The sequence below is a fragment of the Stenotrophomonas sp. PFBMAA-4 genome, assembly GCF_030053215.1.
Lineage (GTDB): Bacteria > Pseudomonadota > Gammaproteobacteria > Xanthomonadales > Xanthomonadaceae > Stenotrophomonas.
The window spans coordinates 1-26,296 of sequence record NZ_JASGBW010000012.1; the positions used below are offsets into that span (position 1 = coordinate 1).

Here is a 26,296-nt window from a genome sequence, read left to right on the forward strand (position 1 = left end):
GACCGTATCCGGCTGAAATTAAAGGGCTTGAGCCCGGTAAAGTACCGGGAGCAGGTCGCGCTGGCCGCCTAGCCCCCCACCCGTCCAACTTCAGGGGGTCACTTCACCATGGGGGCTTGGTCGCGGCATCCATGCCGCTCACACCCCCTCAACCGGACCCACCCCGCCTTCGACAGATTTCCGCTATCTGTCGGAACAGCTTTCTGCTCTGGTGGGTGCCGACCGTTGGTCGGCACGGGGTCTGATTACGTTCTGAATATCGATATCTGACAGATGTGCCGACCAACGGTCGGCACCTACCAACAGCCGCGTGAACCTGTCAGAGGTGGGGCGGTGTGGGTGGGCAGGACCGTTGGCGCCATGGATGGCGCCATCGAGCCCCCATGGGTGAGGGCGCTTTGCTTGCGAAGCACTGCTTCGCAAGCGCCCGAACGCACAGCCGCCAGCGGCTGGGCCGGACCCCGGAGGGGGGTTTACGGCGTGTCCTGCCCACCCACACCGCCCCGTCAACCCACGGATCGCCCGCTTTTGACGTTGCCGTTGATTGCAGCAGGTGCAGGGCTGCAAGCCCTGCCGAAACCGCCCCCTCAGACCGTGATGGTCTGGGTCAACGACTCCCATGTCGGCGGCACCGGCCACGCAGCCGCCTGGTTGCCATCCAGCACCCGCCGCAGGTCGCGCGGATCAATCTGCGGCGCCAGCACGTGCACCAGCTCCAGTGCGTAATCACGCAGCACCCGGTCGCGCGGCAGCACCGCCCACGCGATGCACTCGGTGATCGGCTCCGGGGCCGGCCACGAGCGCAGGTCCTCATCGTTGGAACTGACCGCCATCTCGGCCAGCAGCCCCACGCCCAGACCCGTGCGCACATAGGTCTTGATCAGGTCGGCATCCAGCGCGGTCAACGCCAGGTCCGGTACCAGGCCGTTGGCCGCGAAGGCGCGCTGCAGCGAGGAACTGGGGCGGGTGGAGGATTCGTAGCTGATCAGCGGCTGGCGGGCCAGCGCGGCCAGGTCCGGGGCGCGGCCGGCGCGGTCCAGCGGGTGGCCCTTGGGCACCACCACCAGGCGCCGCCAGCGGAACAGCGGCACCGCGATGCCATCGGTCGGTTCGCCGCCGGCCGTGCTGATGATCGCGATGTCGGCATCGCCCTGGTTGAGTCGGTCCAGCGCGTCGGCTTCACCGGCCTGCTGCAGATGCACGCTGACCTGCGGGTAGGCCTGCTTGATCGCCGCCACCGCTGGCGGCAGCACGAAGCGTGCCTGGGTGTGGGTGGTGGTCAGGATCAGCTGGCCCTGGCTTTCGCGCCGCTGATTGGCGGCGTAGGTGCGGATGTTGTTGGCCTCGGCCAGCACTGCGCGGGCGCGGGAGATCACTTCGGTGCCCGCCGGGGTCACCGATTCCAGGCTGCGCCCCTTGCGCACGAACAACAGGAAGCCCAGCTCGTCCTCCAGCTGCTTGAGCTGCTTGGACAGGCCGGGCTGGGTGGCGTGCACACGCGTGGCCGCGAGCGTGATGTTCATCTCGGCGTCGGCGATGGCGACCAGGTAGCGCAGCTGGGTAAGCGTCATGGCAGGCGGGGGCGCTGGGGGCGGAGGTCCACTCTAGGGTCTATTACCCTCACCAGCTTATAACCAAAGGTTGTTTAAGAAAGGTATCTGGTCATTTCCGGGCGTCATATGCCGGCGCTACGGTCAGCCGGCAGCCGCTGGCCTGAACGGCCAGCCTCCCCCCTTCCGCCCGCCGGCCCACGGCGCGGCCTGCTTCCGGAGCGCTTCCATGGCCCTGTACGACTCCATCCTCGATACCGTCGGCAACACCCCCATCGTCAAACTGCAGCGCCTGGCTCCGCAGGGCGTGACCCTGTACGCCAAGGTCGAATCGTTCAACCCGGGTGGCTCGGTGAAGGACCGCCTGGCGCTGGCCATCATCCTCGACGCCGAGGCACGCGGGCTGCTCAAGCCGGGCGACACCATCGTGGAAGCCACCTCGGGCAACACCGGCGTGGCCCTGGCCATGGTGGCCGCCGCGCGCGGCTACAAGTTCGTGGCCACCATGGTCGAAACCTTCTCGGTGGAGCGACGCAAGCTGATGCGTGCCTATGGCGCCAAGGTGATCCTGACCCCCGCCGCCGAGCGCGGCAGCGGCATGGTGCGCAAGGCCGCCGAACTGGCCGAGCAGCACGGCTGGTTCCTGGCCAGCCAGTTCGCCAACCCGGCCAACCCGGCCTACCACCGCAACACCACGGCGGCGGAGATCCTGCGCGACTTCGCCGGCAAGCGCCTGGACTACTTCGTCAGCGGCTGGGGCACCGGCGGCACCCTCACCGGCGTGGGCGAAGTACTGAAGGTCGCCCGCCCGCAGACCCGCATCGTGGCCACCGAACCGGCCGGCGCCGCGCTGCTGAAGGGCGACGACTGGAAGCCGCACAAGATCCAGGGCTGGACCCCGGACTTCGTGCCGGACGTGCTCAACCGCGACGTGGTGGATGAACTGCTGACGGTCGAGGACGACCGCGCCATCGCCACCGCGCGCCGGCTGGCAGCCGAAGAAGGCATCTTCGTCGGCATCTCCGCCGGTGCCACGGTGGCCAGCGCACTGGACGTGGCTGCCCGCGCCGAGCCGGGCTCGGTGATCCTGGCGATGTTGCCGGACACCGGTGAACGCTATTTCTCCACGCCGCTGTTTGCCGATGTGAACGAAGGCTCCGACGACGACTGGCTGGCCGGCCTGCCGTAAGCCGCACCCAAGGCGGCAACCCACGGTAGCGCCGGGCCATGCCCGGCGTTTCCATTTTCCGCCGGGCATGGCCCGGCGCTACCGGTCCCGCTTCAGCCGTAATCGCAGCGCGTGAGACGGTCATGACGCAGCATGGATGCCCTCTCCACTACGGTGGGTGCAGCCAGCGCGGGCACGGCGCGCAACAACAACAGGCAGGAGACGGACGCATGAAGATCGAAGTGTGGCAGGGCGACATCACGACCCTGGCGGTGGATGCGATCGTCAACGCGGCCAACGAAACCCTGCTCGGCGGGGGCGGTGTGGACGGTGCGATCCACCGCGCGGCCGGGCCGGAGCTGCTGGCCGAGTGCGAGCGCCTGCCGGAACTGCGCCCGGGCGTGCGCTGCCCGACCGGCGAAGTGCGTGCCACCGACGCCTATGCACTGCCCGCACGGCATGTGCTGCACACCGTCGGCCCGGTCTGGCATGACGGCCAGCGCGATGAACCGGCGTTGCTGGCCAACTGTTACTGGAAATCACTGCAGCTGGCCGAATCGCTGGGCGTGCACTCGATTGCGTTCCCGGCCATCAGCTGCGGCGTCTATGGTTACCCGCTGTACCAGGCCGCGCAGGTGGCAGTGACCGAAACGCTGGCATGGCAGCGCAGCCACGCGCAGCCGATGCGTATCGTGCTGGTGGCGTTCAACACGGCCACGGCCAAGGCCTACCAGCAGGCACTGGCCGCGGCGGGCCAGGCGGTGGAGGCTGAACGCATCCTGCCGCTGCCGCCGGCGGGTGATGCCGGGTACGCTGCCGCGCATTGAGGCACGGGCACGCAGGAAGATGAAAGGCCATCCACGCGTGGCGTGGATCTACCGCTGGATGCGCAGCTCCACCAGGCCGGAATCGCCGCCGATGCTGGATACATCCAGCGTGTAGTGGCCGGCCGGCAGGGTTTCCTGCAGGCGCGCGTCGGTGCCACTGCCGCCATCATCGTCTTCGATGTCGATGTCACCGCCGACCACGCGCAGCACGGTATCGACCTGGCTGGACAGCGCATCCACCTGCACTCGCGCCGGTGCGTCCAGGCTCAGCAGGAAGCGCCGGCGTCCGTCAGCATCCAGCACGGTGAATACACTGCCCGACGCTGGAAGCGGGGTGCCGTCCTGGTCGACGATCGTGGCAGGCACCTTGCTGCGCTGGACGTCCAGCGTGAACGCACCGCTGTCCTCTTCATCCAGGGCACTGACGCTGAGCGTATAGCGTCCCGGTTGCAGCAGCAGGCTGATGCGCGAATCGCTGCCTTCGCCGCCATCGTCGTTCTCGGCATCCTGGCCCTCGCCCTCCAGCGCCAGCAGCGTGTCGAACACGTCCGAGCGCAGATCGATGGTGTAGAGGCCGGCGGCATCCACCTGCAGGGTGTACGTCTGTGACGTCTCCAGCAGCAGGTCGGCGATATGCCCGGTGTTGATGATCGGCTTGCCGTCGTAGGGCTTGAGTTGCTCAGCGCGCAGCCGGAACGGACCGTAGGTGTCCGGCCCGGAGGCATTCACGGCCACCTGGTAACTGCCGCCGCCGTCGGCCCGGAAGGCGACCGCGACGCTGCTGCCCTCATCGGTGGCGCGACTGCGGGCCACCACCTTGCCATCGTGGAAGACGGTCATCGCGCCGCTCAGCGTACCGGTCAGCGTGATGCCGACGCGCTGCTTGTCCTGCAGGGTGATCTGGTACAGCTGGTGATGGCTGCCATCGTTGAAGTTCGTGCCACTGCGCGAGGTGATCTCGCCGGACACAGGCTTGTCGAACTGCAGGACCGGCACCCGGCCCGACGGCTCGGGCGCGCCGAAGCGGTTGCAGCCTGCCACGGACAGCACCGTGGCGACGGCCAGCGCGATTGCGGTGGTACGCATTGAACCTCTCCCTGGCCTTTCGCGGACATCCCTGGCGCACAGGCCCTGCGCAGGGGAGCAGCAACGATACCCGCAAAAGCAGACGCCGGCATGATGCCGGCGCTGCTGTGTCACGTCATGCAGGAAATGGGACGGCTCAGCCGTTCCACTTGCCCAGCGCGGCCAGGCCGTTGTCCTTGGCACGCTCGTACACGGTCTTCTGGGCAGCGGCGTAGTTGCCCTTCATGTCCTTGGCCCACAGCTTCAGCGCGGCCTGCTGCATGGCGCGGCCGTAGGAGAAGCTCAGCGGCCACGGCAGGTTGCCCAGCTGGTTCATCGCGTTCAGGTGCTCGGTCGACTGCTCGTCGCTCTGGCCACCGGACAGGAACACCACGCCCGGCAGGATCGCCGGCACGGTGCTCTTCAGACACATCACGGTCGACTCGGCCACTTCCTCGACGTCGGCCTGCTCATCGCAGCCCTTGCCGGAGATGACCATCGAGGCCTTCAGGATGGTGCCTTCCAGCAGCACGTTCTGCTGGTACAGCGCGTCGAACAGCGAACGCAGGGTGGCTTCGGTGACTTCGTAGCAGGTCTCGATGTCGTGGTCGCCGTCCATGATCACTTCCGGCTCGACCATCGGCACCAGGCCGCATTCCTGGCACAGGGCGGCATAACGGGCCAGCGCGTGGGCGTTGGACTCGATGCAGGTGCCCGACGGGGTGTTGTCGCCGATGTTGATGACCGCACGCCACTTGGCGAAGCGCGCACCCAGCTTGTAGTACTCCTGCAGGCGCTCGCGCAGGCCGTCGAGGCCTTCGGTGACCAGCTCGCCCGGGCAGCCGGCCAGCGGGTGTGCACCCTTGTCCACCTTGATGCCCGGAATCATGCCGTGGTCGGCCATGTACTTGGCGAACGGCACGCCGTCCTTGGTCGACTGGCGGATGGTTTCGTCGTACAGGATGGCGCCGGAAATGTGCTCGTTGAGCTTCGGCGTGGTCAGCAGCAGCTCGCGGTAGGCACGACGGTTCTCCTCGGTGTTCTCGATACCGACGCCTGCGAAACGCTTGGCGATGGTAGCGGTGGATTCGTCGATCGCGATGATGCCCTTGCCCGGGGCGACCATGGCCTGGGCGGTTTCAGCCAGCTGTTCGATGCTCATGTATTTCCTGTGGCGGGTGCGGGAAAAACGTAAGTATAGCCCCGCTGCCCGTTGCCTCGCCGTGGAGGACAGGATGGAAACGCTTCCATGTCTGCGCAGGACAAACGGTGTCCTGCGGCATGGGGTCGGAGCCCCTGCGGGGATCCGACCCTGGATCGGCAGCGCCGACCCGATACCGTCAGGGCTTACAGATCGCCCAGGCCGCTGGCGCGGCCGTCTTCGCCCACTTCCAGCAGGCGCAGGGTGTTGGTGGCACCCAGGGTTTCCATGTGCTCGCCGCTGGTGAACACGACGCGGTCACCGGCCTGCAGCAGGTCCGATTCCACCAGCAGGCGGATGCTGCCGCGTGCCGCTTCGCGCGGGGTCAGGCCGCGGCTGTCGAAGTTGATCGGGTACACATCGCGCATCAGTGCCATCTGGCGGCGGGCGCCGTCATGGCGGGTCACCGCGAACACCGGTGCCTTGGCGCGGAAGCGCGACAGGTAACGGGCGGTACCACCGGATTCGGTCATCGCCACGATGGCACGCACGCCCACGTGCTGCGACAGGAACATGGTGGCCATGGCGATGGCCTGGTCGGCACGTTCCAGGTTGCGCGGCGAGGCGTTGAAGTCGGTTTCGGTCTGGAACTGGCGCTCGGCGCCCAGGCAGATGCGCGCCATCGCTTCGACCGCCTTCACCGGGTAGGCACCGGCGGCGGTTTCGGCCGACAGCATCACTGCATCGGTGCCATCGATGACCGAGTTGGCCACGTCGAGCACTTCGGCGCGGGTCGGGATCGGGCTTTCCACCATCGACTGCAGCATCTGCGTGGCGGTGATCACCACCTTGTTCTGCGCCAGCGAGGCCTTGATGATCTTCTTCTGCAGGCCCGGCAGTTCGGCATCGCCGATTTCCACGCCGAGGTCGCCACGGGCCACCATCACCACGTCACTGGCTTCGACGATCTCTTCCAGGTTCTCGATGGCTTCGGTGCGCTCGATCTTGGACACCAGCGCGGCGTAGCAGCCGTGCGATTCGGCGATCTGGCGTGCATCGTTCATGTCCTGCGCGTTGCGGCAGAAGGACACGGCGATGAAGTCGACGCCGATCTTGGCGACGATGCCGATCAGTTCCTTGTCGCGCTCGGTCAGCGCGCCCAGCGACAGGCCACCGCCCTGCTTGTTCAGGCCCTTGCGGTCGGACAGCGCGCCATCGTTGAGCACGGTGTTGATGATGCGGTCGCCCTGCACTTCAACCACCTGCAGCTGCATCAGGCCATCGTCGAGCAGCAGGACATCGCCCGGGCCCACGTCCTGCGGCAGGCCGAGGTAGCTCACGCCCACCTGGCTGGCATCGCCCGGGCCGGCGTTGGCGCTGGCGATCAGGTCGAAGCGGTCACCGGCCTTCAGGTACACCTTGCCTTCGGCAAAGCGCTCGATGCGGATCTTCGGGCCCGGCAGGTCGGCCAGGATGCCCACTTCCACGCCTACGCGGGCTGCGGCGGCACGGACGTCGGCGGCACGCTTGGCCTGGCCGGACGGGTCACCGTGGCTGAAGTTGAGGCGCACCACGTTCACGCCGGCGCGGAACAGATCCTCCAGCACGCCCGGCGGGTCGGTCGCCGGACCGAGGGTGGCTAGGATCTTGGTGCGACGCTGACGCTCGAACATGGTGAATGGGCCTCTCCCGTTAAAGGTGGGAAATTAGCACATCCTTCACGCCCCATGTATGCGGTTACAGCCTTGGGGCGCCTGACTCTGCGGGACATCGAACGGACATGTTCCGGACATACGCGGGCCGGCGCCCGCCGGGCATGGCCCGGCGCTGCCTGTCGACCTGCCCCGGTAGCGCCGGGCCATGCCCGGCGACCAGGAGCGCCAAAGGTCAGCCCAGCAGGGCCAGCAGCTGCGCCGGCTCGCGTGCCAGGTGGTCGGCACCGGCCTCGATCAGCTCGGCTTCGCCACCGAAGCCCCACAGCACGCCCACGTTGCGCAGGCCATGGTGGCGCGCGCCTTCGATGTCCATGCGGCGGTCGCCGATCATCCAGCACTGCGCCGGCTGCAGCTGCAGGCGCTGCAGCGCCTCGCCCACCAGCTGCGCCTTGCTGCTGCGCGAGCCGTCCGGGGTTGAACCGATCACATCATCGAACAGGCCGCAGAATGGCAGGTGCTCGACGATGCGGCGCGCGTGCGGTTCGTTCTTGGCGGTGACCACCGCCAGGCGGTGGCCACGGCCATGCAGCGCGCGAACGGTCGACTCGATGTCCGGGTAGAGGGTGTGCTCACGCCAGCCCTCCACGTCGAAACGCTCGCGGTAGTAGGCCACCGCCTCCTCCACCCGCACCTCGTCGCCGAACAGCGGGGTGAAGGTGGTGCGCAGCGACGGCCCGATCCAGCCCTGCAGGGTTTCCTGCGGCGGCACCGGGTGGCCCATCTTCTGCAGCGCATAGGCGATGCAGGTGGTGATGCCCACTTCCGAATCGATCAGCGTGCCGTCCATGTCGAAGAAGAGCGTTGCACGCGCTTCCCCGCCGGCCTGCAGCGCGACGCTCATGCGCCGCGGGCGGCCAGCGCAGCCACCGCCGGCAGGGTCTTGCCTTCCAGGAATTCCAGGAACGCGCCGCCACCGGTGGAGATGTAGCTGACATCACCGGCGATATCGAACTTGTCGACGGCCGCCAGGGTGTCACCGCCACCGGCAATGGAGAACGCCCTGGAGCTGGCAATGGCACGGGCCAGCGCTTCGGTGCCCTTGCTGAAGGCTTCGAATTCGAACACGCCCACCGGGCCGTTCCAGACCACGGTGCCGGCCTTCTCGATCAGCTGCGCGTACTGCGCGGCGGTCTGCGGGCCGATGTCGAGGATCAGGTCATCGTCGGCCACGGCGTCCACGGCCTTCACTTCGGCGGCTGCGTCGGGCAGGAACTGCTTGGCGGTGACCACGTCCACCGGCAGCGGAATGGCGGCGCCGCGCGCCTGCGCGTCGGCCACGATCTTCTTCGCGGTATCCAGCAGGTCCGGTTCGTACAGCGACTTGCCCACCTTGTAGCCGGCGGCGGCGATGAAGGTATTGGCGATGCCACCACCGACGATCAGCTGGTCGACCTTGCCGACCAGGTTGGCCAGCAGTTCCAGCTTGGTGCTGACCTTGCTGCCGGCGACGATGGCCAGCAGCGGCTTGGCCGGGGCATCCAGCGCCTTGGCCAGAGCGTCCAGCTCGGCCATCAGCAGCGGGCCACCGGCGGCCACCGGGGCGAAGCGGATGACGCCGTGGGTGGAGGCCTGGGCGCGGTGCGCGGTACCGAAGGCATCCATCACGAATACGTCGCAGAGCGCGGCGTACTGCTTGGACAGGACCTCGTCATCCTTGCCCTCGCCGACGTTCATGCGGCAGTTTTCCAGCAGCACCAGCTGGCCCGGCTGCACGTCGACGCCGTCGACCCAGTCACGCACCAGCGGAACCTCGCGGCCCAGCAGTTCCGACAGGCGCGCGGCGACCGGTGCCAGCGAGTCGGCTTCGGTCCACACGCCTTCCTTCGGGCGGCCCAGGTGCGAGGTGACCATAACGGCGGCACCCTGCTCCAGCGCGCGCTTGAGCGTCGGCAGCGAAGCGGTGATGCGCTGTTCGGAAGTGATGCGGCCATTCTCGATCGGCACGTTCAGATCCTGGCGGATCAGCACGCGCTTGCCGGAGAGGTCGAGGTCGGTCATGCGGACGATGGACATGGGCAACTCTTTGGCTCGGGGACGGGATGCCGGTGTACGGCAGACGGGCATTGTATCGGGTGGCGATGCCTGCGGCAGGCAGAGGCGTACGGCAACAGCAACAGCAACAGCCCGCATGGTCGGCTCTGGGTTGTCTGTGTGGGGCCAGGGCGGTGTGGGTGGGCGGGACACGCCGTGAACCCATCCATGGGGGCTCGTAGGCGCCATCCATGGCGCCTGCGGTCCCGCCCACCCACACCGCCCTGGCCTCGACAGGTTCCCGGTGACGGAACGGAAGGCAAGAGCAGAAGCGGTTTCTGATGTCGGATGGAGAAGGAATGTAGAGCCGAGCCCATGCTCGGCTGAATCCATCGCGCAGAGCAGCCGAGCGTGGGCTCGGCGCTACAGGGAGCGCGCAGCCAAGCAGCTTTTGCTCTTCTTTTTTCTTTTCCGTGGGTGGACGCGCACGGAAATTGTCAGAGGCCGGGCGGGTGGGCTGGGCAGGGGTGTCCGCGGCATGGATGCCGCGGCCAAGCCTACAGGGACGTACTTGCGGCGTCCCCTGCCCAGCCCACCCGCCCGGCCAAGCGCATGAATCGCGTTTTGCGACCACCCACGAGGGGCTGCGCCGTTCGCGGGAACCTACGCCGAAGGCGCAGGCTTCTGCCGCAGCAGGCTGACCGCCAGGCCACCCACCACCAGCACGCCCAGGCCAAGCAACGCCCACAGCAACCATGCCTTCCAGTCGCGCTGCGGCTCCAGCGCCGCCGCGCCGGCCAGCGTCTCCGGGGCACCTTCCAGGCGCGCCAGCGTCGGCTGCCACGCAGGGTCGTTGCGCTGGCGCAGTTCCTCGATCAGCACCGCGATCGGGGCTTCGGCGCGGCGTGCGGTGGCGCTGCCCACGGCCAGCGCATACGGCGCCGCGCCCTGGCTCAGGAACACCATCACTTCCGGCTGGTAGCCCAGGCGCAGGGTCGGCGCCGTGGCCGTTTCCACCGGGCTGGCCACCAGCTTCCAGTAACGGTCACGCCACGGTCCGGCCAGTGACTGTGCCGCCGATTGCTGGCGCTGGCCCGGCGCGCCCTGCTGCACCTGGTAGGCGATCCACGGCGCGCTGCGCCGCTGCCATTCCGCGTTGGCATCGTCGCGGCTGTACAGCGTCCACTGCACCAGGCTGTTGTCGGTACTGGCCACGTCAGCCTTGCTGACCGGGAATCGCCCGTCCAGCTCGAAGGTGTATTCGCCCTTGCCGGCGGCGGTCGGCTGCAACGACAGCCACTCCCACGGCACCGTCGCCGGGGCGGGCGGCAGTTCGGCCAGCACACTGCGCAGGGTCGGCAGGCGCGCTTCGCCCTGCGGCAGCACGCGCAGGTAACGCGCATTGCCATCCACCTGCAGGCGGCGCTGCAGCAGGCGCTTGCCGGCGCGCTGCAGGTCCACCAGCGGCACATCGCGCGACACCGCGCGCCAGTGCTGCAGATCGTCGCTGGCGTCGACCTGCACCTGTGCCTGCAGGGGTTGGCCGCTGTCGGCCCAGTCCAGCACCAGCGCCGCGACCGGCTGCTGGCCCAGCACGCTGCCGTCGATCAGCCAGCCGCCCTGCCCGTTCGCCACGGCGCCACTGCCCACCCGCGCCTCGACCCGGCGAACGCGGCCATCGGTATCGCGCTCGGTCAGCAACTGCAGGTCGTTGCGCTGCGCTTCGGCCAGCGGCGGCAGCGCGAACCACGGCAGCTCGCGCTGCACCGGCGGCTGCGCCAGCGGCTGGTCGGGGGCCAGCAGCGCCGACGGCAACGCCTGGCCGGCGGCGTTGAACACCTGCAGGTCGCCCAGGTCGGCACGGCCAGCGCGGCGGTAGATGGCCGGCTCCAGCACCACTCGGTAGGCGCCGGACTGCGCGCTGGACAGGCTCAACGGCCACTGCTCGGCGTAGTGCCTGCGGTAATCGTTGGCCTGCGCGGATGCCGTACCCGCTACGGCCAGCAGGATCGGCAGCAATGCACTGCGCCATGTCTTCATTGCGTGTTCTCCACGGTCGGCGCGGTGCCCGGGGGCGCCGGCGCCAGATAGCCCACGACCGTGCACAGCAGGCCGTAGGCGATGAACGATGCGATACCCAGCAGGTTGCCAAGATGCTGGCGGTCGATCAGCACCAGCTTGGCCAGCACCACGGCCATCAACACGGCACCCACCATCCACAGGACGCGCTGGCCACGGCGCGAGCCCCAGACCCAGGCGATCACGCCCAGCACGCTCCACAGCACCGTCAGGCTGGTCTGGGCCAGGCTCCCGCGTGCCATCGACGGGCTCCAGGGCGCGCCGCCCCAGTGGTGGACACCGTGCAGCACGGTGCTGGTGAGGGCGATGAAACCGGCCAGCGCCAGCACCGGCACGCGCAGGCGCTGCAACGAGGCCGGGGCCTGGCTGCCGAACAGCCAGCGCGCGGCCAGCAGCAGGCTCAGCCACTGCGCAAGTTCAGCCGGATTGAGCACCGGCAGCCACGGCAGCGGATCGGCATCACCGGCCAGGCTGATGCCGATCCACCAGGCACAGGCCAGCACACCAAACACCACGGTCTGCAGGGTGGTGCGTGCCGCGTCGAAGGCATCGCCCAGCGGCCAGCGCAACCACGTCCAGCGCCACAGCGACACGGCCGCCAGCAGCAGCCACGGCAGGGTCACCAGCAGCGCCGTCCAGCCCTGCGCCAGCTGCGCGGCATCATCGCCCCACAGCGCAAGCAGGGACAGCAGCGAAGGCCACAGCAGCCACCACAGGAACTGGGTGATGCGGCCCACGCCGTCGCCGCCCTGCCGCAGGCACAACAGCGTGCGCACGCCCAGCACCGCAAACACCGCCCAGGCCAGCCCGCCGTAGCCGGCAAACGGCTGCTGGTGCGCATCGCCCTGCAACAGCGCCAGTGGGAAGCCCGTCGCCAGCATCAGCAGCGCGGTCATGCCCAGCGCACGCGCCGGCTGCCGACGATGCACCTCGGCGGCCAGCCAGGCGGTCACCGCCGCCAGCACCAGCAGGGCATCGGCCTTTGCTGCGTGCTCGATGAAGCGGACGATCTCATGGACGAAGCCGCCCAGCCACCACAGCAGGCCCCACAGGTAATAGACCAGGGCCACGTCATGCCGCGCGCGGCGCTGGTAGCTCCAGGCACTGGCAAAGCCGGCCACGGCCAGCAGCAGCGCGCCGACGGCGGTGGCGTTGAGCAGGAACCGGGTGTCGCCGTGCCAGTGGTCGGCGCCCACCACGAAGGCGAACGCGGCACCAAGCTGCAGCAGCGCGGCCGCCACCTGCGGCAGCCAGCGCTTCTGCCGCAGCCCCAGCCACGCCAGGCCAGCACCTTCCAGTGCGAACACCGCGCCGGTGGCACGCGCCGACAGCGCCAGCGGCACCGCGAGGGTGGCAAAACCCACCGCCAGCACTGCGTGCGACTGCGCCAGCACGCTGTACGACGCGCGATGGATCAGCGCGCGTGCCAGCAACGCATAGACCGCTGCCAGGCCCAGCGCGCACAGCGCCAGCGTCATCGGCTGCTCGTGCAGCATGCCGGCCTGCAGCGAGAACGCGATCAGCGGCGTGCCGAACACCAGGCTGCCATCGACCAGATCGCGGCGCTCGGCCGGCTGGCGGCGTGCGTACAGCAGCGGGATCAGCAGGTAGAACGCGAAGAACAGCAGCAGGAAGGGTTCGGTGCTGGCGAACTTGTCGGCGCGGTACTGCAGCACGCCCCAGAAGGTGCCGATGCCGAAGGTGAAAGCAAAACCCAGCAGGTTGAGCGCGCGCCACGGGCGGAACCAGGCGATGGAAAAGATGCCCGCATTGAGTACCGCGTAGTAACTGAACAGCCCGACGTGGTTGCCACTACCGGTGGACAGCCACAGCGGCGCCATGAAGCCGGCAAGGATGCCCAGCACTGCCAGCGTGCGCGAGTTCTGCACCACGGCCAGCACGCACAGGCCCGCCACCAGCAGGATCGAGCTGGCGAAGGCGAAGCCGGGGTTGATGAGTTCGAAGCGCTTGAACGCAGCGAAGATGGTCAGCAGCAGCACGCCGATGGCACCGCCCTGCAGGGCCAGCGCAAACAACCGACGACGTTCACGCTGGTGCCAGCCGAAGCCCAGCAGGCACAGCGCGCCAACGGTGATGGCAGCCAGGCGCAGCTCGATGGGCAGCACCAGCCAGCCCTGGTCGCTGACGTACTTCAGCAGCGCGGCGACGCCGGCCAGCAGCACCAGCATGCCGATCTTCACCGGCACGTTGCCCTCGGTGAACCAGCGCTTGGCCGCGCCCACGGCGCGTTCAACGACGTTGGGCTGCGCCGGCTGCTTCGGCTGCGGCGGCAGCGGCGGGCGCGCCGAGACCGGCGGTGGCACAGGGGGCACGGGGGGCGCAGGTGGTTCGGGCGCGGGACGCGGTGCAACGGGAGGTACCTGCGATACCACCGGCGGCGGAGCGGCCGCAGCCGGGCGCAGCAGCGGCGGTTCGCGGGGCGCGGCGGGCCGTGGCGGCGCCACGGCGGCCTCGGGCTCACGCGGCGGCGCGGCGGCGGCAATACCCTCAGCCACTGCGCTCTCCAGCGCGGCCACGCGCCGGCGCAGGCCGGCAATCATCACCAGTGCCACCACCAGCAGCAGCGGTATCGCCAGCAGGGCCAACACCACCAGGACGATCAGTGCTTCCATTCTTCGTCTACCCCAACGCAGCCGCGCCCCAGCGGCAGCGGTCCGTGGCCCATGCTACGTCAGCCGGGCCCATGAACGACGAACCCCGGCAAGCCGGGGTTCGTGTGGCAATCTTCGCGGGCCTTACTTGGCCGCGACGACCTTGGCCATTTCCAGGCACTTGTTCGAGTAGCCCCACTCGTTGTCGTACCACGACACGAGCTTGACGAAGGTGCCGTCGAGGGCGATGCCGGCGTCGGCATCGAACACCGAGGTGTGGGTTTCACCGACGAAATCGGTGGCCACCACCTTGTCTTCGGTGTAGCCCAGGATGCCCTTCAGCGCGCCTTCGCTCTGTGCCTTCACTTCGGCGCAGATCTCGGCGTAGGTGGCTTCCTTTTCCAGCTCGACGGTCAGGTCGACCACCGACACGTCCGAGGTCGGGACGCGGAAGCTCATGCCGGTCAGCTTCTTGTTCAGTTCCGGGATGACCACGCCGACGGCCTTGGCCGCACCGGTGGACGACGGAATGATGTTCTCCAGGATGCCGCGGCCGCCGCGCCAGTCCTTGTTGGACGGGCCATCGACGGTCTTCTGGGTGGCCGTGGCCGCGTGCACGGTGGTCATCAGGCCGCGCTTGATGCCCCACTTGTCGTTGATGACCTTGGCCAGCGGGGCCAGGCAGTTGGTGGTGCACGACGCGTTGGAGATGATCGCCTGGCCGGCGTAGGTCTTGTCATTCACGCCGAACACGAACATCGGCGTGTCGTCCTTCGACGGAGCCGACAGGATGACCTTCTTCGCGCCCGCATCGATGTGCTTCTGCGCGGTTTCCTTGGTCAGGAACAGGCCGGTGGCTTCCAGCACCACGTCGGCGCCGACTTCGTCCCACTTCAGGTTGGCCGGGTCGCGTTCCTGGGTCAGGCGGATCTTCTTGCCGTTGACCAGCAGGTCGTTGCCCTGCACCGCCACGTCGGCCTTGAAGCGGCCATGCACGGAGTCGTACTTCAGCATGTACGCCAGGTAGTCCGGCTCCAGCAGATCGTTGATGGCCACGATTTCGATGTCATCGCCGAAGTTCAGCACCGCCGAGCGCAGGACGTTGCGTCCGATGCGACCGAAACCGTTGATACCAACCTTGATTGCCATGTTCAGAAGCTCCTGCAGCCGCGACAGGTGCGGCGGGATGGATAGGGCCCATAAGTCTAGCAGCACCCCACTGGCCACCGCCGGCCAGCGCCGCGGGCTGGCAGGCGGCGGGACAGGATTTGATCCGGATCAAAGCGTTAGCGCGGCGTGAGGCCGAGACTGGCCGCATCCACCCAGCAACGAGAACACCCCCATGCGCAAGACCTCCCCCCTGATCCTGGCCGGCCTGGCCGCTGCCGTCTCGCTGGCCGCCGCCCCGGCCATGGCCCAGTCCAAGGGCGACTGGACCGTCTCTGCCGGCGTCCACCAGGTCGCTCCGAAGTCGAACAACGGCTCGCTGGCCGGTGGCACCCTGAAGGTGGACGTCGACAGTGACATCAAGCCGACCATCACCGGTGAGTACTTCATCGCCGACAACCTCGGCATCGAAGTGCTGGCCGCACTGCCGTTCAAGCACGACATCAACATCAACGGCCTGGGCCGCGTGGGCAGCACCAAGCACCTGCCGCCGGTGGTAAGCCTGCAGTACCACTTCAACAGCAAGGGCAAGGTCTCGCCGTTCGTCGGCGCGGGCCTGAACTACACGACGTTCTTCAGCGAGGACACCACCGGCGCGCTGGCGGCCAGCAAGCTGAAGCTGGAAGACTCGTGGGGCCTTGCCGCGCATGCCGGCATCGACTTCGCCATCGGCGAGAAGGGCGCGCTGCGCGTGGACCTGCGCTGGATCGACATCGACAGCAAGGTGAAGCTGGACGGCGAGAAGATCGGTACGGTCAACATCGACCCGCTGGCTTACGGCGTCTCCTACGTCTTCAAGTTCTGATTCAAGTTCCAAGACACCCGCAAACCTCGCAGCATGTTGCCCCGGTGTGTGTGCCGGGGCTTTTTTTTGGACACATTGCGTCAAACCCGCGGTTACCTTCGCCCCGCTAGAATGGGCGCATGAAAGCCCTGCACTCCCTGATCCTCGCTGCCGCCCTCGCGCCGGCCCTGCTGACCCTGTCCGCCCCCGCCCATGCCTGGGGCGCGCAAGGCCACCGCCTGGTGGCCGAAGTGGCCGATACCCGCCTCAACCCGGCCGCGCGTGCCGAGGTCGACCGCCTGCTGGCCACCGAGCCCGGCGCCACCCTGGCCAGCATCGCGCCGTGGGCCGACCAGCTGCGCGCCAAGGACCCCGGCCTGGGCCGTCGCTCCGCCGGCTGGCACTACGTCAACATCGCCGAGGACGGCTGCCAGTACGAGCCGGCCAAGCACTGCAGGAACGGTAACTGCATCGTCGAAGCACTGAAGGCGCAGAGCGCCATTCTCGGCGACCACAGCCTGACCGACGGCGAGCGCCTGCAAGCGCTGAAGTTCGTCGTGCACATGGTCGGTGACGTGCACCAGCCGATGCATGCCGGCTACGGCCACGACAAGGGCGGCAACGACTTCCAGCTGCAGTTCGGCAACCGCGGTACCAACCTGCATTCGCTGTGGGACAGCGGCATGCTCAACACCCGCAAGCTGGATGACGCCGGCTACCTGCCGGTGCTGCGCGCGTTGCCGGCGCCGAAGCTGGCCCGCCAGTCCAACCCGCAGCGCGACCCGCAGCGCTGGGCCGAAGCCAGCTGCCGCATCTCGGTGCAGCCGGGCGTGTACCCGGCCACGCACAAGATCGGCGATGAATACACCGAGCGCTACCGCCCGGTGGCCGAAGCACAGCTGCGGCTGGCCGGCGAAAATCTGGCACAGCTGCTGAACCGCGTGCTCGGCACGCGCTGAGGAGGTTCCGATGTCGGCCCAGGTCCAGTCCTTCTTCCACCGCGACAGCAATACCTTCAGCTACCTGGTCTTCGACCCGGACAGCAATGAAGCGGCGCTGATCGACCCGGTCCTGGATTACGACCCGGACACCGACGCCAGCAGCGACGCGCCGGTGCGCCCGCTGCTGGAGGCCATCGAGCAGCAGGGTCTGCGCCTGCGCTGGCTGCTGGAAACCCACGCCCATGCCGACCACGTGTCGGCCGGGCGACGGCTGAAGCAGCGCTTCCCGCAGGCAACCCTGGCCATCGGCGAGGGCATCCGCGAGGTGCAGGCCACCTTCGCACCGCGCTACGGCCTGGAGCTGGCAGCGCAGGACGCACACTTCGACCATCTGTTCACCGACGGCGAAACCTTCGCGCTGGGCCAGTTGCAGGGCCGCATCATCGCCGTGCCCGGCCACACCAGCGACAGCATCGCCTACCTCATCGGCGATGCGCTGTTTACCGGCGACTCGCTGTTCATGCCCGATGGCGGCACTGCCCGTTGCGATTTCCCGGGCGGTGATGCCGCGCAGCTGTACCGCTCCATCCAGCGCCTGCTTGCCCTGCCCGATGCCACCCGCGTGTTCGTCTGCCACGACTACGGCCCGGGTGGCCGCGCGTTCGCCAACCAGACCAGCATCGGCGAGCAGCGCGCGCACAACATCCACGTGCACGACGGCGTGGAGGAAGCCGCGTTCGTCAGCGTCCGCGAGGCACGCGATGCGACCCTGGCCGAACCGAAGCTGATGCAGCCGGCGGTGAAAGCCAACATCGTTGGCGGCGCCTGACGACAGCGGTGGAAAACCGCCGGGCGTGGCCCGGCGCTACCCGTTACCTGCCCTGCGTGCGTACCACGTGCTGGCCCTTCACGATCTCGAAGGTGAACGCGTACTGCAGGGTGACCGCCACCGGTTCGATGCGGTCCGCGCCCTCGCAGCCACGGTCATCAGGCACCTTGCCCGGTGCGAAGTGGCAGACCGCTGCGGACGAGTACAGCCACTGCGCGACCGCGGCCTGCGCAGCCTGCAGCAGCGGCCCGTTCTCCGCCGCCAGGCCGGCGCTGCATTCACTGCGGTCGGTCAACGGCTGGCTGCGTTCAACCCGCCCCTGCGCGTCGACCACCACCTGCAGGCAGATGGTGGTCGGTGGCAGCGAGGTGCGAGGGTCGTTCCCGCCCACCACCGGGTCGGGTGCGGTATGCAGCTGCGGCATCCGATAGCCCTCGCTGGCCGCCAGCGTGTAGGGCTGGATCTGCCCGCTACCGTCCCCATCCGCCGCGCGCAGGCGCTGGTGGCCGACGTTCTCGCTGCGGGTGTCGACCGTGGTCACGCGCTCCCGGGTGGCGCAGCCTGCCAGCAGCACCGCTGCAATACACAGCGGTGCGCCCTTCATCGCTGCCTTCACTGCGCCTGGCCACCAGCAGATTCGGTGTTGTCCATGGCGTAGGTGATCGGGACGCGCAGCTTGCCGGCCACCGGCTTGCCATTCTTCATCGCCGGCGTGTAGGTCCATTTACGCGCCGCTGCGATCGAGGCAGCTTCGAATACTCCGGGGTTGGTCGCACTTTCCACCTTCACGTCGGTGACGGTGCCCTTGGCATCGACGGCCACGATCAGGTTCACCACACCGGTCTGGCCCTTCTCGAAAGCCTCGGCCGGATAGGTCGGCGGTGACATCTTCTGTGCCTGGATCGGGCTGTCCAGGCCGGCCTTGGCGGCATCCGCCGCGGCGTGCTGGAATGGTTCGGCGCTGACCGACGGCGTGCCCTTCACCGCGCCCTGGCTGGCCCAGGCCAACGCAGCAACACCCATGCACAACCCCATCAGCAACACCTGGCCGGACACCTTCGGCAATGCCTTCCGCTTCGACTGCTTCAACATGGCGATACGCTCCTTCAACACGGGTTGGCTGCGCCAATGACATGCCATCGGTGCAACCGGGTGGACCAGCTGCGCCTTCAACAGCGTGCTGGCATAAAGACGGCGATGCGTCGGCTGCGCGGCAACGGTGCGCGCATCGCAGGCCAGTTCCTGGTCGCGCAGGAAACGGCGCGCGGCCCAGGGCAACAACGGGTGGAACCAGAACACGGAACGTGCCAGCAGCAGGGCGCCATTGGCCCAGTGGTCGCCATTGCGGCGGTGGCTGCGTTCGTGGCGCAGGATCAGCGCCTGTTCGTCGGCATCGAACTGCTGGTCGAAGTGCGGGCCGACCACGATGCGCGGCTGCCACAGGCCGACCAGCGCGGGCAGGCCGGGGTCGGCGCTGGCCTGCCAGCTGCCATCACCGCGCACCTGCAGCGTGCCCAGTGCGCGCTCGAAGCGACGTTGCGCGCGCAGTTCGCGCGCCAGGTGCAGGCCGGCACCCAGCCCCCAGACCAGGGCCAGCAGCCACGGCCACATCGGCAGCTGCGCGGTGACACCTTCAACGGTGCCCGGCACCACCTTCAGCGGCAGCGTGGGTACATGCTGCAGCACCGGCAATGCGCGCAAGGCCGGCAGGGGCAGCAGCAGGGCCACCAGCAGCAGCGGCAGCAGCCACCAGCTGCGATAGGCCAGCTCCGCGCCGCCCAGCTTCACCAGCAGTGGCCGCGCGGCCGCCAGCAGCAGCGCGCCCAGCGCCAGCCACAGGCTGGCCTGCCACAGTCCATCGAGCAGTTCATTCATCGTCCATCTCCTGGATCAGCTTCTTCAGTTCGGCAATGTCCTGCGCCGTCAGTTGCCCGCGCTCGCTGAAGTGCGCCACCAGCGGCGCCACCCGACCATCGAACACGCGGCCGATGAAGTCCTGGCTCTGCGTTTCCACCCAGGCCTGGCGCTGCAGCAGCGGCTGGTACAGGTAGCGGCGGCCATCGCGCTCGGCGGCGATCGCGCCCTTGGTCAGCAGGCGGTTGAGCAGGGTCTTGATGGTCGGCTCGGCCCATTCACGGTGGGCCAGTGCGGCCACCACCTCATCGGCGCTGCGCGGCGCCTGCTGCCACAGCACTTCCATCACGACGGCTTCGGCTTCGCTGATCGGGGTCATGGTTTACATCCGTAATCGACAACCCGATTACGCGCGTAATCGAATGGGATGTCAAGCCCTCGACCGCAGGTTCATCCGGCCTGCCCCAGCATCGGCCCTTCCGCCCACGGAGCCCGCATGAAGCCACTGCGCAAACTGGATTACCCGGTGGACCAGGCCCGGCGTTTCCTGGAGCCGGGCCCCATCGTGCTGGTCAGCACGGCGGCCCACGGCCAGCGCAACCTGATGACACTGGGCTGGCACATGGTGATGGGTTTCTCGCCCTCGCTGCTGGCCACCTACATCTGGAACGAAAACCACAGCTTTGCCCTGGCCCGCGACAGCCGGCAGTGCGTGATCAACGTGCCGGGCGTGGAACTGCTGGACACCGTGGTGGACATCGGCAACTGCAGCGGCCGCGAGGTCGACAAGTTCGCACGGTTCGGCCTGGATGCAGTGCCCGCCCGCGACGTCGCCGCACCGCTGGTCGGCCAATGCCATTCCAGCTTCGAGTGCCGGCTGCACGACGACAGCCAGGTGCAGGCCAACAACCTTTTCATCTGGGAAATCGTGCGCGCCCACGTCGCACCGCGACCGAAGCTGCCACGCACGTTCCACTACCGGGGCGATGGCCGGTTCATGGTTTCGGGGCAGGAAATCTCGCGTCGACGGCGGTTCAAGCCCGACATGCTGTAATGCCAGCACTCCCCTTGCCGCAGGACCGCCACGCATGACCGAACACCTGACCGACCTCGACGCCGCCGTTGACTGGCTGTTCGCGCGCGTGGACGGGCCGCTGCGGGTGGGGGCACCGCTGGCACTGGGCAAGCCGCACCGGTTGCTCAATGCGTTGTATGCGCGGGTGGAAGGGGATACGTCGCGGCCGCTGCAGCTGTACACCGCACTGTCGTTGAACCCGCCCAAGGCACGCGGCGATGGCCTGGAGGCGCGCTTCATGGCGCCGTTCGTGCAGCGCCATTTCGGCGAGGATTTCCCGCGCCTGGCCTACGCCGATGCGATCGCCCGCGATGCGCTGCCCCCGCATGTGGAGGTGGAGGAGTTCTACATGCAGTCCGGTGCGCTGCTCGGCTCGCGCCAGGCGCAGTCCAGCTACACCAGCCTGAATTACACGCATGCCGCTGATGCTGTTGCGCAGCGCGCGCCGCACGTGATCGTGCAGAAGGTGGCGATGCGCCCGGACGATCGCCGGCTCTCGTTGTCGTGCAACAACGACATCACCCAGGACACCCTGGATGCGATGGCCGCGCGTGGACTGCCACGCCCGCTGCTGGTGGCCGAGATCGACCCGCAGCTGCCCTACCTGGGCGGCACGGCCACGGTGGATGTGTCCTTCTTCGATCTGGTCATCACCCCGCCGCCGCCGTACCCGGCGCTGTTCGGCCTGCCACGGCAGCCGGTGGCCGATGCGGACTACGCCATCGGCCTGTACGCGAGCACCCTGGTACGCGATGGCGGCACGCTGCAGATCGGCATCGGCACCTTGGCCGATGCACTCAGCCATGCGCTGGTGCTGCGCCACACCGACAACGCGCGCTACCGCCGCGTGTTGAACGCGCTGGACCCGCAGCTGGCCAGCCACCCGCTGGTGCAGGAAATCGGCGGGCTGGATCCATTCGAGGTGGGCCTGTACGGCTGCAGCGAAATGCTCAACGAAGGCTTCCGGCGGCTGGTGCAGACCGGCGTCATCCGGCGCAAGGTGCACGACGATCTGGCGCTGATGCAGCGCATCGAGAATGGCAGCACGCTGTCCATCGACCATGCCACGCTGGAAGCCGAGGGCGAGTACCTGCACGGCGCGTTCTACCTCGGCTCGCCCGAGTTCTACGAATGGCTGCGCACGCTGCCCGAGGACGAATGCCGCGCGATCGGCATGCGCCGCATCAGCGAGATCAACCAGCTTTACGGCGGCAACGAGACACTGGAGCGCCTGCAGCGGCGCCATGCGCGCTTCTTCAATTCCTGCATGATGGCCACCGCGCTGGGTGCGGCGGTGTCCGATGCGCTGGACGACGGCCGCGTGGTATCCGGCGTGGGCGGGCAGTACAACTTCGTGGCGATGGCGCATGCGCTGCCGGAAGCGCGCAGCGTGCTGATGTTCCGGGCCGCGCGCGACGACAAGGGCCAGCGCGCCTCGAACGTGCGCTGGAACTATGGGCACACGACCATTCCGCGCCACCTGCGCGACATCTACCTCAACGAGTACGGCATTGCCGACCTGCGCGCGTTGACCGACGACGACTGCGTGCAGGCGATGGCCGCGATCACCGAAGCGCCGTTCCAGGCAGGGCTGCTGCAGCAGGCCTACGCATCGCGCAAGCTGCGTACAGGGCGGCACCCGGACCCGCAGCGCGAACAGCGCAACACACCGCAGGCCCTGGCCTCGGCACTGGCCCCGTTCCGTGCCGATGGCACCCTGCCCGACTACCCGCTGGGCAGCGATTTCAACGAGATCGAGCAGGTGCTGGTGAAGGCATTGGGCTGGCTGAAATCGAACACGCAGACGCGCGGTGACATGCTGCGCACGCTGTGGGCTGCACTGCGCCAGCCCGCCGGTGATGGTGATGCGGTGTATCTGCAGCGCATGGGTCTGCAGGCACCGAAGAATTTCGGTGAGCGCGTGAACGCACGCCTGCTGCGCCTGGCGTTGGCCCGCACCGCGTAGGCGACGGTAGCGCCGGGCCATGCCCGGCGGACAAGCATCAGTGCCAACCAAGGTCGGCATCTACCTGGGCACGGCGGCGCGCTATCCTGTAGCGATGAAAGACGATTCCCGTTTCCTGCATGACCTGCAGCAGCGCCAGGCTGCAGGCGAAGACCTGCGTTACCTCTGCTTCTGGGGCCACCAGCCGCCGCGCAGCGGTGTTTCCGCCTCCTGTTTCAGCCAGTGGTATGACGCCGGCTTCGACATCGACGGCGTGCATTACCGCACCGCCGAGCACTACATGATGGCCGGCAAGGCGCGCCTGTTCGGTGCCGCCGAGCTGCTCGACAGGATCATCGCCAGCACCACGCCGGACAAGGCCAAGGCACTGGGCCGCCAGATCGAAGGATTCGACGAAGCGCGCTGGGTACAGGCGCGCTACCAGCTGGTGGTGGACGGCAACAAGGCCAAGTTCGCCCAGAACCCGGAACTGGGGGCGTTCCTGCGCGCGACCGGAGGCTGGGTGCTGGTCGAAGCCAGTCCGGTGGATTTCATCTGGGGCATCGGCCTGGCCAAGGACCACGCCGACGCGCACAACCCGGCGCAGTGGCGCGGGTTGAACCTGCTGGGGTTCGCACTGATGGACGTGCGCGGGGCGATGTAGCGTCTATCCACGCATGGCGTGGATCTACTGCTGACTGTTCAGCATGTCGCCCAGATACAGACGCTTGATCGGAGGATGTTTCCGATGTTCCGCTTGCCATAGATCATAGGCTGCCTGCATCGCCAGCCACATCCGTGCATTTCCCAAGCCAGCCAGTTCCAGCCGGTACGCCAGCTCTGCAGAAATGCCCGCATGCCCGTTGATGATCGTCGACAGCTGCCCTCGGGAGTACCCCAGGTGCTGCGCCAGCGCACTGATGGACATGCTGATCGCAGGCAGGATGTCCTCGCGCAGCGACTGCCCCGGATGAGGCGGGTCATACATGGGCATCGCGGGTGCTCCTAGTGGTAATCAAGGTAGTCAACCAACTCAACATCAGGCCCTCGGAACCGGAAGATCACTCGCCAGCTGGCCGACACACTTACGGACCAATAGCCTTTGTAGTTCCCTTGCAATGGGTGCAGGCGATTACCTGGTAATCCCATGTCGCCGGGCAGTTCGGCTTGATCCAACTGATGGAGCAGACGACGCAACCGGCCGACATGGTCCGGCCTGACTCCTGACGCGTCACCACGGTCATAAAGTGCTTTCAGCCCCTTGTGCCGGAAGCTGACGATCACGGACGTCCACTGTAAGGCATGACCTTACATTCCGCAATTTGGATGTGCGTCCTGTTCACGATTCCTCCCGTATACGAACTCGGCCCGCATCGGCGAACCTCACGAAGGTCGTTGTTTCCGCAGAAAACGCAGTAAAGACGGAAGAGGACAACGCGACATCACCGGTTCGCCGATGAGTCATTCCGGGAAAGAGAGTGTGTCCACCCGGAAACGAAAAAGGCCGGCTTGCGCCGGCCTTTTCCTTTCTGCTTCGCGAAGCTGCTTACAGCGCCTTCGCCGCGGCCACCACGTGGTCGGTGGTGATGCCGAAGTGCTTGAACAGCTTGTCCGCCGGGGCCGAGGCACCGAAGGTGTCGATACCGATCACCGCGCCGTCCAGGCCGACGAACTGGCGCCAGAAACCGGTGACGCCGGCTTCGATCGCCACGCGCTTGCGCACGGCATTGGGCAGCACCGATTCACGGTAGGCCGCATCCTGGCGCAGGAACACGTCGGTGGACGGGATGGAGACCACGCGGGTCTTCAGGCCGGCGGCGTCCAGCTGGGCCTTGGCCTCGGTGGCCAGCGAGACTTCCGAACCGGTGGCGATCAGGATCACGTCCGGGGTGCCAGCGGCGTCGGCCAGCACGTAGCCACCGCGCTCGATCTGGGCGATCTGCTCGGCGCTGCGCGGCTGGTGCGGCAGGTTCTGGCGGCTGAACACCAGGCAGCTCGGGCCGTCCTGGCGGGTGATCGCAGCCTTCCAGCTCACGGCCGACTCGACGGCATCGCACGGGCGCCACACGTCGTTGTTCGGGATGTAGCGCAGCGAGGCCAGGTGCTCCACCGGCTGGTGGGTCGGGCCGTCTTCGCCCAGGCCGATCGAGTCGTGGGTGTAGACGTGGATCGCGTGGGCCGGGATCAGCGCGCTCATGCGCACGCCGTTGCGGGCGTAATCGCTGAACACCAGGAAGGTGGCGTCGAACGGAATGAAGCCACCGTGCAGGGCCAGGCCGTTGGCGATGGCGGTCATGCCGAACTCGCGCACGCCGTAGTACACGTAGTTGGCGTTGGCATCATCGCTGGCCACCGACTTGCTGCCCTTCCACAGGGTCAGGTTCGAGTGCGCCAGATCGGCCGAGCCGCCGACGATTTCCGGCAGCAACGGCGCGAAGGCTTCGATGGCCAGCTGCGAGGCCTTGCGCGAGGCGATGGTGGCGCCTTCAGCGGCGACCTTGGCGATGTAGGCATCGGCCTGGGCGACGAAGTCGGCCGGCAGTTCGCCGTGCGAACGGCGGGTCAGTTCGGCGGCTTCGGCCGGGTACTGCGCAGCGTACTTGTCGAACTGCTGTTCCCACTCGGCCTGGCGCAGGGTACCGGTACCGCCGGCACGCCAGCCGGCGTAGATCTCTTCCGGAATCTCGAACGGACCGTAGTTCCAGTCCAGCGCCTTGCGGGTGGCGGCCAGTTCGTCCTTGCCCAGGGCGGCGCCGTGGCTGGATTCCTTGCCGGCCTTGTTCGGCGAACCGAAGCCGATCGTGGTGCGGCAGCAGATCAGGGTCGGCTTGTCGCTCTGCGACAGCGCGGCCTCGATGCCGGCCTTGATGCTTTCCGGGTCATGGCCGTCGACATCACGCACGACGTTCCAGCCGTAGGCCTCGAAACGCTCGGGGGTGTTGTCGGTGAACCAGCCCTCGACGTTGCCGTCGATGGAGATGTGGTTGTTGTCCCAGAAGCAGACCAGCTTGTGCAGGCCCCAGGTGCCGGCCAGCGAAGCGGCTTCGTGCGACACGCCTTCCATCAGGCAGCCATCGCCCATGAACACCCAGGTGCGGTGGTCCACGATCTCCAGCTCCGGGCGGTTGAAGCGCTGTGCCAGCAGCTTCTCGGCCAGGGCGAAGCCCACGGCATTGGCGAAACCCTGGCCCAGCGGGCCGGTGGTGGTTTCCACGCCCGGGGTCTCATGGCGTTCCGGGTGGCCGGCGGTGTGGCTGCCCAGCTGGCGGAACTGCTTCAGCTGCTCGATCGGCAGGTCGTAGCCGCTCAGGTGCAGCAGCGCGTACTGCAGCATCGAGCCGTGGCCGTTGGACAGCACGAAGCGGTCGCGGTTGAACCACTGCGGGTTGTTCGGGTTGTGCCGGAGGAAGTCGTTCCAGAGCACCTCGGCGATATCGGCCATGCCCATGGGCATGCCGGGATGGCCGGAATTTGCGGTTTCAACCGCATCAGCGGCAAGGAAGCGGATGGCGTTGGCCAACTGGCGACGGGTAGGCTGCGTCATGGTTCTGTCGGAATCGGGAGGCGGCCGCG

The 26,296-nt window shown here is 67.7% G+C and carries 23 protein-coding genes; 8 read left to right on the forward strand and 15 right to left on the reverse strand.

Annotation, left to right across the window (positions count from 1 at the left end):
* Positions 1-587: 587 nt before the first annotated feature.
* The gene (locus QMZ26_RS09425; RefSeq protein WP_079222980.1) at positions 588-1,571 is read right to left on the reverse strand and encodes a LysR family transcriptional regulator; all 984 of its coding nucleotides are present in this window, start codon (positions 1,569-1,571) and stop codon (positions 588-590) included.
* A gap of 208 nt (positions 1,572-1,779) precedes the next feature.
* Between QMZ26_RS09425 and cysK the strand changes: the two genes are divergently transcribed.
* Together cysK and QMZ26_RS09435 are read left to right on the forward strand one after the other, a co-directional pair.
* Positions 1,780-2,739, forward strand: a complete 960-nt coding sequence (gene cysK / locus QMZ26_RS09430) for a cysteine synthase A (protein WP_283221293.1) — start codon at positions 1,780-1,782, stop codon at positions 2,737-2,739.
* Between the two features lie 209 nt (positions 2,740-2,948).
* On the forward strand, positions 2,949-3,545 hold the full coding sequence (locus QMZ26_RS09435) for an O-acetyl-ADP-ribose deacetylase (protein WP_200734478.1): 597 nt from the start codon (positions 2,949-2,951) through the stop codon (positions 3,543-3,545).
* Positions 3,546-3,593: 48 nt separating this feature from the next.
* On the opposite strand, the gene QMZ26_RS09440 is transcribed toward QMZ26_RS09435, so the two are convergent.
* The 8 genes from QMZ26_RS09440 to gap all read right to left on the reverse strand — a co-directional run bounded on the left by QMZ26_RS09440 (position 3,594) and on the right by gap (position 15,277).
* Positions 3,594-4,631, reverse strand: coding sequence for an ABC transporter substrate-binding protein (locus tag QMZ26_RS09440; protein WP_283221294.1), 1,038 nt, complete (start codon positions 4,629-4,631; stop codon positions 3,594-3,596).
* A 136-nt stretch (positions 4,632-4,767) separates the two neighbouring features.
* Positions 4,768-5,772, reverse strand: a complete 1,005-nt coding sequence (locus tag QMZ26_RS09445) for a class I fructose-bisphosphate aldolase (protein ID WP_200734480.1) — start codon at positions 5,770-5,772, stop codon at positions 4,768-4,770.
* A 185-nt stretch (positions 5,773-5,957) separates the two neighbouring features.
* Positions 5,958-7,424 (reverse strand): pyruvate kinase, encoded by a 1,467-nt coding sequence (gene pyk, locus QMZ26_RS09450; RefSeq protein WP_283221295.1) that lies wholly within the window; start codon positions 7,422-7,424, stop codon positions 5,958-5,960.
* A 214-nt stretch (positions 7,425-7,638) separates the two neighbouring features.
* The gene (locus QMZ26_RS09455; protein WP_283221296.1) at positions 7,639-8,307 is read right to left on the reverse strand and encodes an HAD hydrolase-like protein; all 669 of its coding nucleotides are present in this window, start codon (positions 8,305-8,307) and stop codon (positions 7,639-7,641) included.
* A complete protein-coding gene (locus QMZ26_RS09460) occupies positions 8,304-9,479 on the reverse strand; it encodes a phosphoglycerate kinase (protein ID WP_283221297.1) in 1,176 nt (391 codons plus the stop codon). The genes QMZ26_RS09455 and QMZ26_RS09460 overlap by 4 nt, the downstream gene beginning before the upstream one ends.
* Before the next feature lie 621 nt (positions 9,480-10,100).
* On the reverse strand, positions 10,101-11,477 hold the full coding sequence (locus QMZ26_RS09465) for a DUF3999 domain-containing protein (protein WP_079222991.1): 1,377 nt from the start codon (positions 11,475-11,477) through the stop codon (positions 10,101-10,103).
* On the reverse strand, positions 11,474-14,149 hold the full coding sequence (locus tag QMZ26_RS09470) for a DUF2339 domain-containing protein (protein WP_283221298.1): 2,676 nt from the start codon (positions 14,147-14,149) through the stop codon (positions 11,474-11,476). Before QMZ26_RS09470 ends, QMZ26_RS09465 begins: the two co-directional genes overlap by 4 nt.
* Positions 14,150-14,272: 123 nt before the next feature.
* A complete protein-coding gene (gap, locus tag QMZ26_RS09475) occupies positions 14,273-15,277 on the reverse strand; it encodes a type I glyceraldehyde-3-phosphate dehydrogenase (protein ID WP_079222994.1) in 1,005 nt (334 codons plus the stop codon).
* Positions 15,278-15,470: 193 nt separating this feature from the next.
* Between gap and QMZ26_RS09480 the strand changes: the two genes are divergently transcribed.
* The 3 genes from QMZ26_RS09480 to QMZ26_RS09490 all read left to right on the forward strand — a co-directional run bounded on the left by QMZ26_RS09480 (position 15,471) and on the right by QMZ26_RS09490 (position 17,849).
* Positions 15,471-16,100 (forward strand): OmpW family outer membrane protein, encoded by a 630-nt coding sequence (locus QMZ26_RS09480; protein ID WP_079223005.1) that lies wholly within the window; start codon positions 15,471-15,473, stop codon positions 16,098-16,100.
* 119 nt (positions 16,101-16,219) lie between these two features.
* Positions 16,220-17,038 carry a S1/P1 nuclease gene (locus tag QMZ26_RS09485; protein WP_283221299.1) on the forward strand — a complete coding sequence of 273 codons (819 nt, stop codon included), beginning with the start codon at positions 16,220-16,222 and terminating at the stop codon, positions 17,036-17,038.
* 10 nt (positions 17,039-17,048) lie between these two features.
* Positions 17,049-17,849: an MBL fold metallo-hydrolase gene (locus QMZ26_RS09490; RefSeq protein WP_283221300.1), complete on the forward strand. Its 801-nt coding sequence runs from the start codon at positions 17,049-17,051 to the stop codon at positions 17,847-17,849.
* Between the two features lie 43 nt (positions 17,850-17,892).
* Here the strand turns inward: QMZ26_RS09490 and QMZ26_RS09495 are convergent, their stop codons facing one another.
* Genes QMZ26_RS09495 through QMZ26_RS09505 form a run of 3 tightly spaced genes read right to left on the reverse strand, consistent with a single transcriptional unit; the run spans position 17,893 to position 20,082 of the window.
* On the reverse strand, positions 17,893-18,453 hold the full coding sequence (locus QMZ26_RS09495; protein ID WP_283221301.1) for a hypothetical protein: 561 nt from the start codon (positions 18,451-18,453) through the stop codon (positions 17,893-17,895).
* An 8-nt stretch (positions 18,454-18,461) separates the two neighbouring features.
* On the reverse strand, positions 18,462-19,724 hold the full coding sequence (locus tag QMZ26_RS09500) for a M56 family metallopeptidase (RefSeq protein WP_283221302.1): 1,263 nt from the start codon (positions 19,722-19,724) through the stop codon (positions 18,462-18,464).
* Positions 19,717-20,082 carry a BlaI/MecI/CopY family transcriptional regulator gene (locus QMZ26_RS09505; protein WP_079223013.1) on the reverse strand — a complete coding sequence of 122 codons (366 nt, stop codon included), beginning with the start codon at positions 20,080-20,082 and terminating at the stop codon, positions 19,717-19,719. The genes QMZ26_RS09500 and QMZ26_RS09505 overlap by 8 nt, the downstream gene beginning before the upstream one ends.
* Positions 20,083-20,199: 117 nt before the next feature.
* On the opposite strand from QMZ26_RS09505, the gene QMZ26_RS09510 reads away from it, so the two are divergent.
* From QMZ26_RS09510 to QMZ26_RS09520, 3 genes are read left to right on the forward strand one after another with little or no spacing between them, the layout of a single operon-like run.
* A complete protein-coding gene (locus QMZ26_RS09510) occupies positions 20,200-20,757 on the forward strand; it encodes a flavin reductase family protein (RefSeq protein ID WP_079223015.1) in 558 nt (185 codons plus the stop codon).
* 34 nt (positions 20,758-20,791) lie between these two features.
* Positions 20,792-22,744, forward strand: coding sequence for an acetyl-CoA hydrolase/transferase C-terminal domain-containing protein (locus tag QMZ26_RS09515; protein ID WP_283221303.1), 1,953 nt, complete (start codon positions 20,792-20,794; stop codon positions 22,742-22,744).
* 40 nt (positions 22,745-22,784) lie between these two features.
* A complete protein-coding gene (locus QMZ26_RS09520) occupies positions 22,785-23,387 on the forward strand; it encodes an NADAR family protein (protein ID WP_283221304.1) in 603 nt (200 codons plus the stop codon).
* Between the two features lie 24 nt (positions 23,388-23,411).
* Here the strand turns inward: QMZ26_RS09520 and QMZ26_RS09525 are convergent, their stop codons facing one another.
* From QMZ26_RS09525 to tkt, 3 genes are all read right to left on the reverse strand, one after another.
* On the reverse strand, positions 23,412-23,717 hold the full coding sequence (locus QMZ26_RS09525) for a HigA family addiction module antitoxin (RefSeq protein WP_283221305.1): 306 nt from the start codon (positions 23,715-23,717) through the stop codon (positions 23,412-23,414).
* A gap of 11 nt (positions 23,718-23,728) precedes the next feature.
* A complete protein-coding gene (locus QMZ26_RS09530; RefSeq protein ID WP_108760453.1) occupies positions 23,729-24,007 on the reverse strand; it encodes a type II toxin-antitoxin system RelE/ParE family toxin in 279 nt (92 codons plus the stop codon).
* A gap of 262 nt (positions 24,008-24,269) precedes the next feature.
* Entirely contained in the window at positions 24,270-26,267 is a 1,998-nt protein-coding gene (gene tkt, locus QMZ26_RS09535; RefSeq protein WP_108760452.1) for a transketolase, read from the reverse strand.
* Positions 26,268-26,296 lie beyond the last annotated feature (29 nt).